Below are 16,014 nucleotides of genomic sequence, written 5' to 3'. Positions count from 1 at the left end.
CCTCTCCTAGCGCAGCTTCGGGTCTAGCGCGTCACGGACCGCGTCACCCAGCATGACCACACTGAGGATGGTCAGGCTGAGGAACAGCGCCGGGAACAGCAGCGGAAGCGGCGCCTCCAGGAAGCGGTTGCGCGCGTCCGCGATCATCAGACCCCAGGAGATCTGCGGCGACTGGATGCCCACGCCCAGGAAGGACAGGGCCGCCTCCGCGGCGATGAACGCCCCGAGGTTGATCGTGGACACCACGATGACCGGCGCGACCGCGTTCGGCAGGATGTGCCGGATCATGATGCGCCCGGGCCCGGCGCCGAGCGCGCGGGCCGCCACCACGTAGTCCTGGGCCTTCGCCGTGATGACCGCGGCGCGCATGATGCGCAGGATCATCGGCCAGGCCAGCAGGGAGAGCGCGAGGACGACGGTGCCGATGCCCGCGTTGTCGCGGCCGATGACCGCGAGGATCAGCAGGGCGCCGAGGATGGAGGGGACGGCGAAGAAGATCTCGGCGATGCGGGAGAGCAGCACGTCCACCCAGCGCCCGTAGAAGCCGCCGAGCAGGCCGAGCGCGCCACCGATGATGGCGGTCACGATCGCGCTGACGAAGCCCACGATGATCGACACCCTGGCGCCCCAGATGACCCGGGAGTACACGTCGCAGCCCAGGTTGTCGGTGCCGAACCAGTGTTCCGAGGTGATGCCCTTGCGGGCCTGCGCGAGCGAGCACGTCTTGGCGTCGACGCCGACGGTGTCGAACAGCCCCGGGAAGGCCGAGATCGCGATGAGCAGCACCAGCATGGCGCCACCGATGATGAAGACGGGGTTGCGCCGCAGGTCGTACCAGGCGTCCGACCACAGGCTCGCGGGCTTGCTCTCCTTGACCGGCTTGGCGGGTTGCACCGGGGCGGTCGAGGGCAGGGTGTCGTTACTCATAGCGGATCCTGGGGTCGAGAACGGCGTACAGCAGGTCGACGACGAGGTTGGCCACGATGTAGATCAGGACCAGGACCGTCACGATGCCCACCACGACGGAGTTCTCCCGCAGGTAGACCGACTGGAAGAGCTGCTGGCCGATGCCGGGCAGGTTGAAGATGGTCTCGGTGATCACCGCGCCGCCCATCAGCGTGCCGAGGTCCGCGCCCAGGTAGGTCACCAGCGGGATCAGCGAGTTGCGCAGCGCGTGCCGTCCCAGCACCCGTCGCCTGGGCATTCCCTTGGCGATGGCCGTGCGCACGTAGTCGGCGCGCAGCGTCTCCATCAGGCTCGTCCGGGTCAGCCGGGTGAGGTAGGCGATCGACAGCATCGCCAGGACGAAGCCGGGCAGCAGGTAGCTGCGCAGGCCGTCCTGGATGCCGGCCACCGGGAAGAAGTCGATGCCGGTGTTGCGCTTGAGCTGCACGCCGAGCACGAGCTGCAGGACGAAGCCGCTGACCAGCGTGGGGATGGAGACCATCAGCAGGGTGACGGCCAGGATGCCCTTGTCCTCCCACTTGCCGCGGCGCAGTGCCGCCCAGAGGCCGAGGCCGATGCCGATTATGGCCTCGAAGATGAGGGCGGTGATGGCCAGCTGGAAGGTGACCTGGAACTTGCCCTCGAAGATGGTGGAAACCGGCAGCCCGCGGAATGTGGTGCCGAAGTTCCCGCTCAGGATGTCGCGGACGTAGTAGCCGTACCGGACGATGAGCGGATCGTTGAGGTGGAACTGCTCCCGGAGTGCCGCCGCGAACACCGGGTCGACGCGCTTTTCACCGGCCAGCGCCTGCAGGGGGTCGCCCGGCAGCGCGTAGACGATGGCGAAGATGAGGAATGTGGTGCCCAACAGCACAGGAATCGCCTGGAGAAGGCGCCTGATGACGTAGCGGCCCATCTAGTACTCCCGATCATTACAAAGGGCAGCCTCCACAACCACTGAGAGCTGCCCTTGTGGGGTGTCGCCCACTCCGGGTGGTTAAGGGTACCTAACCACCCGGAGTAGTTGACGTCAGGCCTTCTCGACGTTGAACAGGTCGATCCGCTCGAAGGGGTCGATCTTGACGTTCTTCACGTGCTGCGAGTACGCGCCGTTCGTCTGGTAGAAGTACACCGGGATGTACGGCATCTCCTTGAGCACCAGGTCGTCGGCCTGCTGGTAGAACTTGATGCCCTCGTCGAGGGTCTTGGCCGCGTCGCCCTGGGTGACCAGGTCGTCGAACTCCTTGCTGGCGAAGCCGGAGTAGTTCGAGCTGCCGCCCGAGCCGAACTGCGGGCGCAGGTAGTTCTCCGGGGACGGGTAGTCCATGATCCACGCCATGCGGAAGGCGCCGGACCACTTCTTGTTGCCCAGGTCCTCGAGGATGGCGGCGAACTTCTCCACCGGCTTGGGGGTGACCTCCACACCGAGGTTGGTGCGCAGGTTGTTGGCGACGGCCTCGATCCACTCCTTGTGGCCACCGTCGGCGTTGTAGCCGATCTCGATGGTGCCCATCTTGGCGCCGCCGGCCTGGTCGAACAGGGCCTTGGCCTTGGCGGGGTCGTAGGTGCAGGCCTCGCCACAGGCGCCCTGGCGGTAGCCGGAGACGACCGGGCTGATGAAGTCGTCGGCCGGGACACGGGTGCCGGAGAAGACCGTCTCGGTGATCGTCTTACGGTCGATCGCCATGGAGATCGCCTTGCGGACGTCGGCGTTCTTGGCGTAGTCGGCGCCGTTCTTGGTCGGGAAGCCGATGTAGCCGATGCCGGACGACGGCTGCTCGATGTAGCGGTCGCCGAACTCGTTCTTGGCGGTGGCGATGCCCTCCGGCGGCAGCTGGTCCATGATGTCCAGGTTGCCGGCGCGCAGGTCGTTGAACGCGGTGCTCAGGTCGGTGTAGATCTTGAAGTCGACCGCGTCGACCTTGGCCTTGCCCTCCTTGAAGTTGTCGTCGCGGACCAGGGAGATCGTCTGGTCCGTGCCGCGCTTCCAGGGCTTGGAGATCTTGAAGGGGCCGTTGCCGATCGGGTTGCCGCCGAAGTCGGCCTTCAGCTTGCCCTCGGACTCGAAGGCCGCCTTGGGGAGGGGGTAGAACGCCGTGTAGCCCAGCATCGTCGGGAAGCCGGAGAACGGGTTCTTGAGCTCGACGGTGAAGGTCTTGTCGTCGACGACCTTCAGACCGCTCAGCGTGGTGGCGGTCGGGGTCTTGCCCTCGCCCGGGTTCAGGTCGTCGTAGCCCTTGATGCTGCCGAAGAAGTAGTTGCCCTCCTGGGCGTTGGCGCCGTTGGCCGTGAAGTTCCAGGAGTCTACGAAGTTCTGGGCGGTGACGGGCTCACCGTTGTGCCACTTGTAGCCGTCCTTGAGCTTGATCGTCCACGTGGTGGAGTCCGTCGACTCGATGGATTCGGCGACACGGTTGTACGGCTTCTTGTCCGCGTCGTAGTCGACGAGGCCGACGAACAGTGCGTTCAGCACCTCGGCGCCGCTGGTCTCCGTGGTGTTGCCCGGGATGAGGTCGTGCTGGGGTTCAGCGATCTCGACCCTGACCGCGCCTGCGTTGCCGGCGGCGCTGGAGCTGGAACCGGTGCCGCTGCTACTGCCGCCGCCACCGCACGCCGCAACCGCAAGCGCCAGCAGCGCGGTCCCGGCGACGATCTGTGCGCCCTTGGTCACACGCATCGTGGATTAATCCTCCCTCTAAGGTGGGCGTCGAGTCTGAGCCGCTCATGTCGAGCACGCCTCCCAGGGGATCCGACCCCGGGAGTCCGCGGACACGGTCAAATCAGTTGACGCCCTGCCAGACGACCGTGAGCATTCCTCACTACGCCTCACCAGCGAGTCTCTGGCGCGTTGCAGTTCGGTCACACGTGCCCCAGCCGGACGTCACACGCATACCAACTAGGCTGTCGATAATGCCTTGAAACGGCATAAATCCGTCACCAAGGTACACAGACCGGTGGTAGATCGCACATCCGGCCAGGATAAGGGTATCGTCGGTCGCTTCGGCAGGAGCTGGGACGACACCTTCACCCCACCCCCGCGCCGGACCGGACGGGCTCCGAGCGGACTTCCGGTCATGTGCCATCAAGTGGGACCGTAGGCATCTCATTCACCGGTATCCAATAGAGTCCATGCCATGAGTCAGCCGGAATCCGCTGTCGCGGACTCCCGGGCGGGCGACCGGGCCGCCGGCCCTTCTCCTACGGGGAAGGAATCGCTGGCCGCGCTCGCCGAGCGCCACGGGTTGCGACGTGCCATCGCACGTCCCAGTCTGCCCGTCTACCTGCGTCAACTGTGGGACAGGCGGCACTTCGTCTTCACGTACGCCACGTCGCGTAACGTCTCGAAGTACTCCGACTCGGCCCTCGGCCAGCTCTGGCAGGTGTTGACGCCGCTGCTGAACGCGGGCGTCTACTACCTGATGTTCGGCCTGATCCTGGGGCAGAAGAAGGACATCACGAACTACACCGCGTTCCTCATCACCGGTGTGTTCGTCTATTCCTACACCCAGCGGTCGATCACCGGCGGCGCCAAGTCCATCTCCGGGAACCTCTCGCTGATCAGGGCCCTGCACTTCCCGCGTGCCGCCCTGCCACTGGCCTACACCATCCAGGAGTTCCAGCAGCTCGCCATCTCGATGGGCGTGCTGTTCGTGATCGTGCTCGTCACGGGCGAGCCCCTCACCTGGATGTGGTTGCTGATCCCCTTCGCGCTGCTGCTGCAGACGATCTTCAATGTCGGGATGAGCCTGCTCCTCGCACGCGTCGGAGCCTTCGTCCGCGACATGAACCAACTGCTGCCGTTCATCCTGCGAACCTGGTTGTACACCTCGGGCGTCTTCTACAGCATCCCGGCGAAGATGAAGGACAACCCCGAGTGGGCGCGGTTCCTGCTGGAGTTCAACCCTCCCTCGGTCTTCATCGACCTGATGCGCCACCTGCTGCTGCGCACCTACCCCGAGGACCTCGCCAAGCACCAGTTCTCGCACAGCAGCCTGGGCCAGTTGTGGCTATACGCTGGCTTCTGGGCCGCTGTCGCCCTGATCGGCGGCTTCTGGTACTTCTGGCGGGCCGAGGAGAGGTATGGCCGTGGCTGAGCTGACCAAGGAGCCGTCCCAGATGGCCCATCCCCAGGACGAGGCGGCCCTGCCCGCGGTGGCCGCGGCCGCTCCCGCGGAGCCGGCGCCCGGCACGCCCACCGTCGTCGTCGACGACCTGCACATCGTCTACCGCGTGTACGGCGCGGCCAGCGCCTCCGAGAAGGGCAACGCCGCCAACGCCCTGCTGCGCATCCTGCGCCGCCAGGGCCGGCCGCAGATGAAGGAGGTCCACGCCGTCAAGGGCGTCTCCTTCGTGGCCCGCCACGGCGACGCCATCGGCATCATCGGCCGCAACGGCTCGGGCAAGTCCACGCTGCTGCGCGCCATCGCCGGCCTGCTGCCGCCGCACAAGGGCTCGGTCTACACCAACGGCCAGCCGTCGCTGCTCGGCGTCAACGCCGCGCTGATGAAGGAGCTCACCGGCGAGCGCAACGTCGTGCTCGGCTGTTACGCGATGGGCATGACCCCGTCGGAGGTCAAGGAGAAGTACGACGAGATCGTGGAGTTCTCCGGCATCGGGGAGTTCGTGCAGTTCCCCATGTCGACGTACTCCTCGGGCATGGGCGCCCGCCTGCGGTTCGCCATCGCCTCGGCCAAGAGCCACAACGTGCTGCTCATCGACGAGGCGCTCGCCACCGGCGACCGCGACTTCAAGCGCAAGAGCCAGGAGCGCATCCAGCAGATGCGCGGGGAGGCCGGCACGGTCTTCCTGGTCGCGCACAACCTCGACGTGATCGAGGAGACCTGCAACCGCGTCATCTGGCTGCACAAGGGCAAGATCAAGATGGACGGCGACCCCGCGACGGTCCTCGCCGCCTACAACTCCTGACTCCGGGCGCCTGGCCGCCACCACCCACTCACGATCGTTTCATCAGGGCGCCCCTTGAGTGCCTCGCAGACCGGCCGCACGCGGCCCACGCGAGGGCCGGGGGGCGTCCTCGCTTCCGGGGACGCCGCGGCGAGGGCGGTGCGCCCCGCTGATCGTTCGGGGCGCACCGCAGGGGGCAGGATGGGGAGGTCCGGAACGTCCTTCCACTCGGAGGTCCATCGTGGTCGACCAGCCACCGATTCCCTATGACCACCTGCCCGAGGTGCCCGCGCTGACGGTCGAGAGCGACGACGTGCGGCACGGCGAACACCTCTCCGACGACCACGTCTTCGACGACTGGGGGATGTCGGGCCGCAACATCTCGCCGCACCTGCGCTGGTCGGGCGCCCCCGAGGGCACCAAGAGCTTCGCGGTCACCTGCTTCGACCCCGACGCCCCGACCACCAGCGGCTTCTGGCACTGGCTGGTCTACGACATCCCGGCGACCGTCACCGAGTTGCCGGCGGGCGCGGGCAGCGGGGAGATGAAGGGCCTTCCCGAGGGCGCGGTCCACGGGCGCAACGACTACGGCCTGCGCGAGTACGGCGGCGCCGCGCCGCCGCCCGGGACCCCGCACCGCTACCTGTTCGCCGTCCACGCCCTCGGGGTGGACAAACTCGGGGTCGGCGAGGACGCCTCGGCGGCCGTGGTGGGCTTCACCATCGTGGCGAACACCCTGGCCCGCGGCTACATCGCGCCCGTCTACCAGACCTGACCCAGCTCGCCCCCGCGGCCCGCCGGCCCGTTCCGTCCGTGTGCACGGCGGGACGGGCGCGGCCGGCCCGCTCACCCCGTCATCGGGGCTCGCCGGCCCTCGGGACCGAGGCGGCTAGACCGTACAGAAGTCCGGACACGCCCGGTGAATCCGCTGACACTTCCCCCTCCGCTCCACTATGATTCGAACGTAGATTCGATCCGAGGGACACACCGAGGACTACGGATGGAATGGGGGTGCGGGGTGCGAGAGCTGGCGGCCGCGATCGATGACCTTTCCGCCGAGGACCCGTCGGACATTCCACGTCACCTGCTCGCCGAGCAGCTCATCGAGCTGCACTGGCAGATGGCCCGCCTGCAGGCCCAGATCGCCCGCCGGACCTACGTGCGGGCTCCGGCGTCCGACAGCTGATCATCTCCCGCCCCGCACCGCCCGTTCGAACGGGAAACGGCCGGTGGTCACCGATCGGCCAGGCCGGCGCGTCTGTCGCTTCCCCTTACGGACGCGCCGGCGCGACGGCCCGGTTCCACTCGACCGAGAAAGCCGAGTAAAGCCTTTCCGGATATCGCGACATATCTTGAGTTGGGCTACTGTGAGCGAGTGAGCTCCCTAACGCCCTTCGAGTCGGGCGACATCGCCCAGCGCGCCTCGGACGCCGACCGCGACCGCGTCGCCGCCGTCCTCGGTGAGGCGCTGGCCACCGGCCGCCTCACCAGCGTCGAGCACGCCGACCGGCTGGAGGCGGCCTACACCGCGGTCACCGTCGGCGACCTCCTCCCCCTCACCCGTGACCTGCCCGACGTCTCCCGCGCGTCCTCCCCGGGCCTCGGCGCCGAGCAGCAGGCGGTCACGGCCGTGTTCAGCAAGGTCATCCGCGGCGGCCGCTGGGTCGCCGGACGGCACACCACCCTGCGCTCGACCTTCGGCGCGCTGATCATCGACCTCTCCGACGCCGTCCTGCCCGGGCGCGAGATCACCCTTGAGGTGAACTCGTTCTGCGGCAAGCTGATCGTGCGCGTCCCCGGCAACGCGCGGGTCGTCGACGAAGGCGGCGCCATCTTCTCCAAGCGCCACGTCTCGGGCGGGGCACCCGACGGCGAGCAGGCGGGCGAGCCCGGCGGGCCGCTCATCCGGGTGACCGGGCGCGCGGTGTTCGGCAAGGTCGTCGTCTCCCGCGCCGCCGCCGACTGGCACTGGCCCTGGCGCGCGCACTGAAAGCGACGACGTAGCCGAGCGTCGCGGGCGGGGTTCCCCTCCCGGTGCCCGCCGCCCGGTCCCCGGCCGACCCGCCGTCCCGGGTGCCGCCGACCGGCCGGCCCGCCTGGCCACCTACGATGCGGGACACACACTCATTCCGCACGAGGTGACCGCTTGGACGGCATTCCGCCGATAGCCCTTGACGCCATGGGAGGCGACAACGCCCCCGGCGAGATCGTGGCGGGCGCCGTCCTGGCCGTACGCGAACACGGCGTGCCCGTCGTGCTGGTCGGCGCGCCGCGGACCATCGCCGAGGCACTGGCCGAGCACGACGCCGTCGGCGAGATCCCCATCGTCCGCGCGGAGGAGGCCCTGACCATGGACGAGGGCGCGCTGGCCAGCCTCCGGCGGCCCCGCTCCAGCATCGCCCTCGCCTGCCACTTGGTCCGCAGGGGCGACGCCTCGGCGGTGGTCTCGGCGGGGTCGACCGCCGGGGTGGTGGCCACCGGGAAGCTCCGGCTGCGCGCCCAGCAGGGCGTGCTGCGCCCGGCGATCGCCGTCCCCCTGCCCACCCGGCCACACCCCACCGTGCTGCTGGACGCGGGCGCCACGGCCGACGTCAAACCCGAGATCCTCGTGCAGTTCGCCCACCTGGGCGTCGCGTACGCCGAGACCGCGCTGAGCCTCACCTCGCCGCGCGTGGGGCTGCTCACGATCGGCGGCGAGGCGGGGAAGGGCAACAAGCTCACCAAACGCGCCCACGAGCTGCTCACCGCCGTGCCGGGCATGAACTTCACCGGCAACGTCGAGGGCCACGACCTGCTGAACGGCGCGGTCGACGTCATCGTCACCGACGGCTTCACCGGCAACGTCGCGCTCAAGACGATGGAGGGCGCGGTCCGTTACGCCTTCGCCGAGCTGCGCGAGACCCTCGAAGGCGGCCGGCTCTCCCGGCTGGCGGCCGGCCTGCAGCGCGGCCGGCTCAGGGAACTGCGCAGGCGGCTGGACCCCGAGGCGTACGGTGGCGCCGTCCTGCTCGGGCTGAACGGCACCGTCGTGATCGCGCACGGCTCCTCGACCGCCAAGGGCGTCGCCGCGGCCTGCGCCCTCGCCGCGACCCTGGCCCACCAGGGCACCGTGAGCCATGTGGGAGAGCGCATCGCGGCCACCCACCGCTCCCACCGCCTCTGGTGACCTCCCGCGGCCTCCTGGACCTCGCCACGACCGCCCGGAAGCCCTGCGGCTTGATCGTCTCTCTGCCGCAGCGTGAAGCGGTGGCACGGCCGTAAGACCCGCGGCGCGAACGGACTCCTTCCCTACGCCGGCGCCGGCCTCAGATCTGGAGTTCACGCTGGTGCACGCCGAAGCCGGACCACGGCGCCCGGTCCGCGGGTCCCCGCGGAGAAGGTGGCGGAAGGGGCGCAGGGGACGCCGGGGGCGGGTCGTCCACAGGCACCGCATATCCCTTCTCGGCGCCTGATGATCAGCGGATATCCTTGTGCCATGACCGACCCGCAACTCGTGCTCGCCGAGCGCGTCCAGCAGGCGCTGGGCACCGCCTTCGGCTCGGAGTACGCAGGCGCCGACCCGCTGATCCGGCCCTCGCAGTTCGCCGACTACCAGGCGAACGTCGCACTGAGCCTGGCCAAGCGACTGCGACGTGCGCCGCGGGAGGTCGCCCAGGCCATCGCCGACGCCCTCGACGCCGGCGACGTCTTCGCCAAGGTCGAGGTCAGCGGTCCCGGCTTCCTCAACATCACCCTCAGCGACTCCTGGATCGCCGAGCAGGCCGGGCGCACCCTGGCCGACCCGCGCAGCGGCGTCGGGCAGACCACGCCGCCGCAGACGGTGGTGGTCGACTACTCCGCGCCCAACGCCGCCAAAGAGATGCACGTCGGCCACCTGCGCACCACCATCGTCGGCGACTCCCTGGTGCGCATGCTCGAGCACCTCGGCAACCGGGTCATCCGGCAGAACCACCTCGGCGACTGGGGCACGCAGTTCGGCCTGCTCATCGAGCACCTGCTCGACATCGGCGAGCCCAATGCCATCGCCCAGTTGCAGGCCGGCGAGACCAACGAGTACTACCAGGCGGCCCGGGCCAAGTTCGACTCCGACCCGGTCTTCAAGGAGCGCTCGCGGCGCCGGGTGGCCACCCTGCAGGGCGGCGACCCCGAGACCATGCGGCTGTGGCACCTGTTCATGGACGCCACGGTCCGCTACTTCAACAAGGTCTACGACACGCTCGGCGTCACGCTGACCGACGACGACATCGCCGGCGAGAGCATGTACAACCCCATGCTCGCCGAGACCTGCGCCGACCTCGAAGCGGCCGGCGTGGCGGTGATCAGCGAGGGTGCCCTGTGCGTCTTCCCGCCCGGCTTCACCGGCAGCGACGACAAGCCCCTGCCTCTGATCATCCGCAAGAGCGACGGCGGGTACGGCTACGCCACCACCGACATGGCCGCCATCCGCTACCGCGTGCGCGACCTCAAGGCCGACCGCATCCTGTACGTCGTCGGCGCCGACCAGTCGCTGCACTTCCAGATGATCTTCGCCGCCGCGCGGCAGGCCGGCTGGCTGCCCGATAGCGTCTCGGCCGAGCACACCCAGATCGGCATGATGCTCGGCGCCGACGGCCGCCGGTTCCGCACCCGCAGCGGCGAGTCGGTCAAGCTCACCGATCTGCTCGACGAGGCCGTCGAGCGAGCCTCGGCCGCCATCGCCGAGCGGGGCTACGACGAGGCGACCCGCGCCGAGATCGCCCGCGCGGTCGGCATCGGCGCCGTGAAGTACGCCGACCTGTCGGTCAGCCACGACAGTGAGTACATCTTCGACTTCGATCGCATGCTGTCGTTCGCCGGCAACACCGGGCCGTACATGCAGTACGCCACGGCCCGCATCCGGTCGATCTTCCGCAAGGGCGGTGTCGACCCGGCGGACGCCACCGGCCCGATCCTGCTCGACGAGCCGGCCGAGCGCGACCTCGCGCTCCAGCTGCTCGGCTTCGGCACCGTGATCGAGAACGCCGCGACCCTCGCCGAGCCTCATCGGGTCTGCGCCTACCTGTTCGAGACCGCGAGCACCTTCACCACCTTCTACGAGAAGTGCCCGGTCCTGCGGGACGACGTGCCCGAGGCCACGCGAGCGTCCCGGCTGGCCCTGTGCGCTCTGACCCTCAGCGTCCTCGCGACCGGCCTCACCCTCCTCGGCGTCCCGATCCCCGAGCGCATGTGACCCCCTCCCCGGCCGTCCGCACACCACCACGCGACCGGCCGGGGAGCACGCCTCACACTGGGTGCTCCGACGCTCCTTTCACGCCCATGTGTCCGGCCGGCACCGTCGTACGCGCCTCCGGCCACGACCAGCACCGGACTCGGCCGCACGCACCGTCTTCAGCTTCAGTCCGGAGAGCGTGTCAAAGCGGCGGCCCCTTGCGAGGCGACGAGCCCACAGTGGAACGGGCAGGCGGGCGACCTCACCCTCGGGCGCCAGGGGGATGGACTCCTATACTCCAGGGCGTGCGTATTGATCTTGTGGCGCTCGTCGTGCCCGACTACGACCTGGCCATCGCGTTCTTCGTCGACGTCCTCGGCTTCGAGCTGGCCGAGGACTCGCCGTCGCTGACCAACGACGGCCGCCCGAAGCGATGGGTGGTCGTCCGGCCGCCGGGCGCGGAGACCGGCATCCTGCTCGCCCAGGCGGACGGCGAACGGCAGACCGCGGCCGTCGGGAACCAGGTCGCCGGCCGGGTCGGGTTCTTCCTCCGGGTGGACGACTTCGACGCGGCCTACGAGCGGATGACGGCGGCCGGCGTCGAATTCGTGACCGTGCCGCGCACGGAGCCGTACGGCCGGGTCGCCGTGTTCCTCGACCTGGCCGGGAACCGCTGGGACCTGCTCGGCCCGGCAGGGGTGGCCTGACCGCACCGGCCCCGCCGGACCGACTCAAGGACGATCACGGCTCCCGCGCCGGGCTGCCGTGCCGCACATCTGACAGGTGGAGGAGACCTCTGGCAGCACCCGACCGAGCGGAGCCGCGGAGCCGGATAGGGGCGGCCGGCGCGGGGCTGGGGGAAGGACGGGGTGGCGCCGGCCCGCGAGCTCAGACGTGCAGGGTGCCGGACCAGACGGTGACCGCGGTGCCGGCGATGTCGACCCGGCCGTCGTCACGCAGGGTGGTACGGACAAGACCCCCACGCTTCGAGACTTGTGCGGCGAGAAGTTCCTTTTCGCCCAGTTTTCCGGACCAATAAGGGGCGAGCATGCAGTGCGCCGAGCCGGTGACCGGGTCCTCCCGAACGCCGACGCGCGGCGCGAAGAACCGGGAAACATAGGCGATGCCGGCCGAGGGGTCCGCGGCGCGGGCGGTCACGCAGACGGCGCGGGCGTCCAGGGTGGCCAATGCGTCGATGTCGGGCTCCAGACCACGCACGACCTGCTCGGACTCCAGCTCGACCAGGATGTCCATGGCGCCCTTCCCGACCCACCGGAAGGGCACCCCGAGCGCCTTGGCGAGGACCTCCGGAGCCGGAATCTCGACGGGCGAGGACGCCGGGAAATTCATCGAGATATAGTCGTGATCGAGTTGATCGGTGGCCAGTATTCCGCTCTGCGTAGAAAACTCCAGGCGCCCGGAGGCGACGCCCGTCGAATACAACACGTGCGCCGTCGCAAGGGTGGCATGACCACACAAAGCGACCTCGACGTCCGGCGTGAACCACCGCAGCGAGCGCGGGCGCCCCTCGCCCTGGTCGAGCAGGAAGGCCGTCTCGGAGTGGCGCATCTCGCTGGCCAGCGCCTGCATCCACTCATCAGATCTGCTGGAGTCCAGCAGGCAGACGGCCGCCGGGTTACCCTTGAAGGGCTGATCGGTGAACGAATCGACGGTGAAGATACGCATGCTCTCGATCCTATCCACCCCCAGATAACCGGTCGAAACAGCAGCGAAACCTGGGCAAAATCGAAACTCGATGGGCGTGTCGCGCCGCCCCAGGCGACACGTCGGTTACGGTCATTTGTGTCGGGGCACGGCGAATGCTGCCGGTTCTCGCGGAAAGGACAGCCGATGGGGGCAGTGCGCAGGGTGGTGAGTTACCTTGGCCTGGGCGACGGGGATCAGTACGACGAGCCCTATGAGTACGACGAGTACGAGGATGAGTGGATGCCCGCGTCGGAACGGGCCGCCAGGCGCTGGGGGTCGGATGCAGACCCGGCACGCATCGTCATGATCCGCCCCCACAAGTACTCCGACGCACTGACCGTGGGACAGCACTTCAGGGACGGCCAGGCGGTGATCATGGACGTCTCGGGCATGCCCCTGGCCGAGGCGACCCGCATGGTCGACTTCGCCGCGGGCCTGACATACGGGTGCGAAGGGCGCATCGAGCGGATCGCCGACAAGGTGTTCCTCCTGGCCCCCGCCGACGTGGAGATCACCAACACCTGACCCCCGGCACGGAGGCCGGGATCCGTGGATCCCGGCCATCGCCGGAGCCGACGAAAGCCGGCCCGCGCGGCCGCACAGCCAAGCGGGCCGGAAGAGCTGAAGAGGGACGGCGGACGACGAGGTGGCCGGCGTCCCCGGAGACGGATGGACCGGAGAACCGTCTCAGGACGGGGAAGCCGCGGGCGCGGCGGCGACGGCCGGGCCACGCCGGAGCAGGCGGGTGAGCGCGGTCAGGTGCTCGGTGGCGGTCTGAGTCCGTTCGGCCGCCTCGCGCGCGTAGTCGTGCAGCGCCCACATCGCCGCCTCCGCCTGATCACGCAGCCGCGCCACCTCGGCCTCGACACGCCGCGCCTCGGTCTGCTCGCGCACGCTCCGGCGCCAGAGGATGTAGCCGGCCACCCCGCCCAGAAGCAGCGCGGCGACGGCGAACAGTTCGGAGACCGTGAACGCCAGCACCACCGCCACGATGGGCAGCAGGGCCGGTGCGTAGGCGAGCCAGCGGCCGGACAGGCGAGCGGCTCCCTCCGCTCTGATGCCCGCCTCGGCCACGGCCAGCGAGTCCTGGTCGGCGCCTTCGGGGCGCAGGACGATGTCGTGCCCCATGATCGGCACAACGATCTCGTCCGGCGGCGGGACGTCGGTCGCTCGCGCGAGGTCCTCGGCCGCCGCCCGGACGACGGGAGCGGCGACGTGGAAGGCGATCGCGGCCAGGTGCGGGTCGGAGTCCGCGCGTACGTCCGCCAGCAGGTGGCCGGTCAGCGAGCCGGACGTACCCGGCTCGGCGGAGCCGATGAGGGAGCGCAGGACGGCCAGAGGCTCGGTGCCCGCCCAAGGGCTCGGTTGCTCACCCTTGGGGAGGGTGGCCGGGCGCGTGGCGGTGATCTCGGCGCTCCGTTCCAGCAGCCGGGACAGCCGTGCCGCGGCCTGCACGGGCCGCAGCAGCTCCGGAACCTGGGCGAGCGCCGGTAGCGCCGACAACGCCGGCGACGCGGCCAGTGCCTGTGCCACGGCCTCGGGAGTGACGACGGCGTCCGCGGGCCCGGCGCCGGCCGAACTCGCCGTACCGGTCGAGGATGGCGTGGAACTCCCTGCCGGCTCAACGATCGCGCTGGCGACCGATGCACCGTCGGCGACAACCGGATCGGTCTCGGCGGCGCCCTCAGCAGCCGTGGTGGGCACGGAATCCAGTGCCGCAGAAGCGCCCTCGGTGCCGCCGGACTCGGTCGCGGTCGACGCGCCACCGGGCGCTGCCGGCTCGGTCGCGGCCGAGCTGCCTCCGATGGCGGCCGGCGCCGTCGAGGTCGTGGCGGTCATGGCCGCGAGGGTGGGGTCGCCGGGCACCAGGGCGGCCAGCCAACGGCCGGGCTCCGCCGTGGAAGGAACCGCGGCGGCGTCGAGCTTGCGGAGCACGAAGATCTTGCCGGCCGGGCCGTACGCTCCTCGCGCGGCGGCCATCCACAGCGCACGCTGGCCCGGACTGACCGGACGATCGGTGGCCAGGTCACCGAAGGCGGTGCCGAGCCACGAGGCGTGGATGCGGTCGCCGTGCCCGCTCACCGCCAACGACAGGCAGAGGAACAACGCGGTGTTCGTCTCGTCCAACTGGGCCGCGCGAGCGAGCGGATCCAGCGCGTCCTGGCCGGCGAAGATGAGCAGCAGCGCCTCGACCGCCGGAGCGAGCCAGTGCCCGGGCACATCAAGCGCGCCGGTGGGCACCGGGGGAATCGTGCCGTCCGCCGCCAGGTGGCTGATCAGTTCTTCGGCGTACCGCTGCAGACTGGAGAGGTCATCCTCGTACGGCTGTGGCGCCACGGCCACCCCGTCGGACGGCTCACTGTTGGCCGTCTCTCCGTCCTGGTGCTGCGGATGCGTACCGTCCGCGGCCCGGGTGACGTCGGGTGTGGCGGTCAGATCCATGCTCAAAGCGGGCAACTCCCCGAAGGCGAGAGGAAGGCCCCCGGAGGCGAGGGTTCGGCGGACACGTGCATGACCGCGCCCAGTCTATTCGTCGAACGCGATCATGTAGTGCGGCACGCCGATACAGCCCCGGAACTTGACCCGATACACGGAGAACACGGCGTGCCGGAGACCTCAGGAGATGCGGGGAGTGCCAGAGGAGAAGGGACACGGCGGTGGACGGCGAAAGCCGGGCCACCCGCGAACACCCGGAGGCGGCAGGCGGCACCTGGACATACACAAGCACGAAGGACCGCCGGCTCGGAAGCGCGGACACCCGCAGGCACGGCGGACGAGGGCACGGAGAACACCCAGAACACTCAGCCCGAGGGTCGAGGGCACGCTAGAAGCGACGACACACCAGAAGCGTGGCGGGCGAGAGCGCGGAAGACACACGGAACGCAGAACACTCAGACCGGGGTCGCGGGTCGAGGGACGAGGACACGCCAGGAGCGAGGACACGCCGCGGGGCGCAGCACGATCCTGGTTCCGGGAGAAAAACCCCCCTGAAACGCAGGAAGGCCGCCCGGAACCCGGGCGGCCTACCTACATCTATCAAATTTTGTCCGGCGGTGTCCTACTCTCCCACACCGTCCCCGGTGCAGTACCATCGGCGCTGGAAAGCTTAACTTCCGGGTTCGGAATGTAACCGGGTGTTTCCCTTCCGCTATGACCGCCGTAACCCTCCGAGACCAACCCCACCACCACCAACGGCGGGGGTTTGTTGTCTCTGAGTTGCATAATGGACGCGAGCAAGAATGCTTTGTGGTCAAGTCCTCGGCCTATTA

At 69.4% G+C, this 16,014-nt stretch carries 14 protein-coding genes and 1 rRNA gene; 9 read left to right on the top strand and 6 right to left on the bottom strand.

Annotated elements, in window-relative coordinates; all coding sequences use genetic code 11:
- Window positions 1–6: 6 nt before the first annotated feature.
- The 3 genes from IEY93_RS35385 to IEY93_RS35375 form a co-directional block, all read right to left on the bottom strand.
- On the bottom strand, window positions 7–927 hold the full coding sequence (locus IEY93_RS35385) for an ABC transporter permease (RefSeq protein WP_189167538.1): 921 nt from the start codon (window positions 925–927) through the stop codon (window positions 7–9).
- Entirely contained in the window at window positions 920–1,861 is a 942-nt protein-coding gene (locus tag IEY93_RS35380) for an ABC transporter permease (protein ID WP_189167537.1), read from the bottom strand. Before IEY93_RS35380 ends, IEY93_RS35385 begins: the two co-directional genes overlap by 8 nt.
- Window positions 1,862–1,975: 114 nt before the next feature.
- Window positions 1,976–3,622: a peptide ABC transporter substrate-binding protein gene (locus tag IEY93_RS35375; RefSeq protein ID WP_189167536.1), complete on the bottom strand. Its 1,647-nt coding sequence runs from the start codon at window positions 3,620–3,622 to the stop codon at window positions 1,976–1,978.
- Between the two features lie 457 nt (window positions 3,623–4,079).
- On the opposite strand from IEY93_RS35375, the gene IEY93_RS35370 reads away from it, so the two are divergent.
- The 8 genes from IEY93_RS35370 to IEY93_RS35335 all read left to right on the top strand — a co-directional run bounded on the left by IEY93_RS35370 (window position 4,080) and on the right by IEY93_RS35335 (window position 11,745).
- Window positions 4,080–5,039 (top strand): ABC transporter permease, encoded by a 960-nt coding sequence (locus tag IEY93_RS35370; protein ID WP_189167535.1) that lies wholly within the window; start codon window positions 4,080–4,082, stop codon window positions 5,037–5,039.
- Window positions 5,040–5,061: 22 nt separating this feature from the next.
- A complete protein-coding gene (locus IEY93_RS35365; protein WP_189167554.1) occupies window positions 5,062–5,871 on the top strand; it encodes an ABC transporter ATP-binding protein in 810 nt (269 codons plus the stop codon).
- Window positions 5,872–6,091: 220 nt separating this feature from the next.
- A complete protein-coding gene (locus IEY93_RS35360) occupies window positions 6,092–6,625 on the top strand; it encodes a YbhB/YbcL family Raf kinase inhibitor-like protein (protein ID WP_203969107.1) in 534 nt (177 codons plus the stop codon).
- A 225-nt stretch (window positions 6,626–6,850) separates the two neighbouring features.
- Window positions 6,851–7,036: a hypothetical protein gene (locus IEY93_RS35355; RefSeq protein ID WP_189167534.1), complete on the top strand. Its 186-nt coding sequence runs from the start codon at window positions 6,851–6,853 to the stop codon at window positions 7,034–7,036.
- Between the two features lie 189 nt (window positions 7,037–7,225).
- A complete protein-coding gene (locus IEY93_RS35350) occupies window positions 7,226–7,840 on the top strand; it encodes a DUF1707 SHOCT-like domain-containing protein (protein WP_189167533.1) in 615 nt (204 codons plus the stop codon).
- Between the two features lie 156 nt (window positions 7,841–7,996).
- Window positions 7,997–9,016 (top strand): phosphate acyltransferase PlsX, encoded by a 1,020-nt coding sequence (gene plsX, locus IEY93_RS35345; RefSeq protein ID WP_268241604.1) that lies wholly within the window; start codon window positions 7,997–7,999, stop codon window positions 9,014–9,016.
- A gap of 309 nt (window positions 9,017–9,325) precedes the next feature.
- Entirely contained in the window at window positions 9,326–11,059 is a 1,734-nt protein-coding gene (argS, locus tag IEY93_RS35340) for an arginine--tRNA ligase (RefSeq protein ID WP_189167532.1), read from the top strand.
- 284 nt (window positions 11,060–11,343) lie between these two features.
- The gene (locus IEY93_RS35335) at window positions 11,344–11,745 is read left to right on the top strand and encodes a VOC family protein (protein WP_189167531.1); all 402 of its coding nucleotides are present in this window, start codon (window positions 11,344–11,346) and stop codon (window positions 11,743–11,745) included.
- 181 nt (window positions 11,746–11,926) lie between these two features.
- Here the strand turns inward: IEY93_RS35335 and IEY93_RS35330 are convergent, their stop codons facing one another.
- The gene (locus IEY93_RS35330; RefSeq protein ID WP_189167530.1) at window positions 11,927–12,724 is read right to left on the bottom strand and encodes a PhzF family phenazine biosynthesis protein; all 798 of its coding nucleotides are present in this window, start codon (window positions 12,722–12,724) and stop codon (window positions 11,927–11,929) included.
- A 165-nt stretch (window positions 12,725–12,889) separates the two neighbouring features.
- Here IEY93_RS35330 and IEY93_RS35325 point away from each other — a divergent pair, with 165 nt between their 5' ends.
- Window positions 12,890–13,270: a cell division protein SepF gene (locus tag IEY93_RS35325; protein WP_189167529.1), complete on the top strand. Its 381-nt coding sequence runs from the start codon at window positions 12,890–12,892 to the stop codon at window positions 13,268–13,270.
- Between the two features lie 162 nt (window positions 13,271–13,432).
- On the opposite strand, the gene IEY93_RS35320 is transcribed toward IEY93_RS35325, so the two are convergent.
- Together IEY93_RS35320 and rrf are read right to left on the bottom strand one after the other, a co-directional pair.
- Entirely contained in the window at window positions 13,433–15,187 is a 1,755-nt protein-coding gene (locus IEY93_RS35320) for a hypothetical protein (RefSeq protein ID WP_189167528.1), read from the bottom strand.
- Window positions 15,188–15,790: 603 nt separating this feature from the next.
- Window positions 15,791–15,907 (bottom strand): 5S ribosomal RNA (rrf, locus tag IEY93_RS35315).
- Between the last annotated feature and the right edge of the window lie 107 nt (window positions 15,908–16,014).

It is taken from the genome of Sphaerisporangium melleum, from assembly GCF_014646695.1.
In the GTDB taxonomy this organism is placed as follows: domain Bacteria; phylum Actinomycetota; class Actinomycetes; order Streptosporangiales; family Streptosporangiaceae; genus Sphaerisporangium; species Sphaerisporangium melleum.
This window is presented reverse-complemented; position numbering and strand designations above follow the sequence as displayed.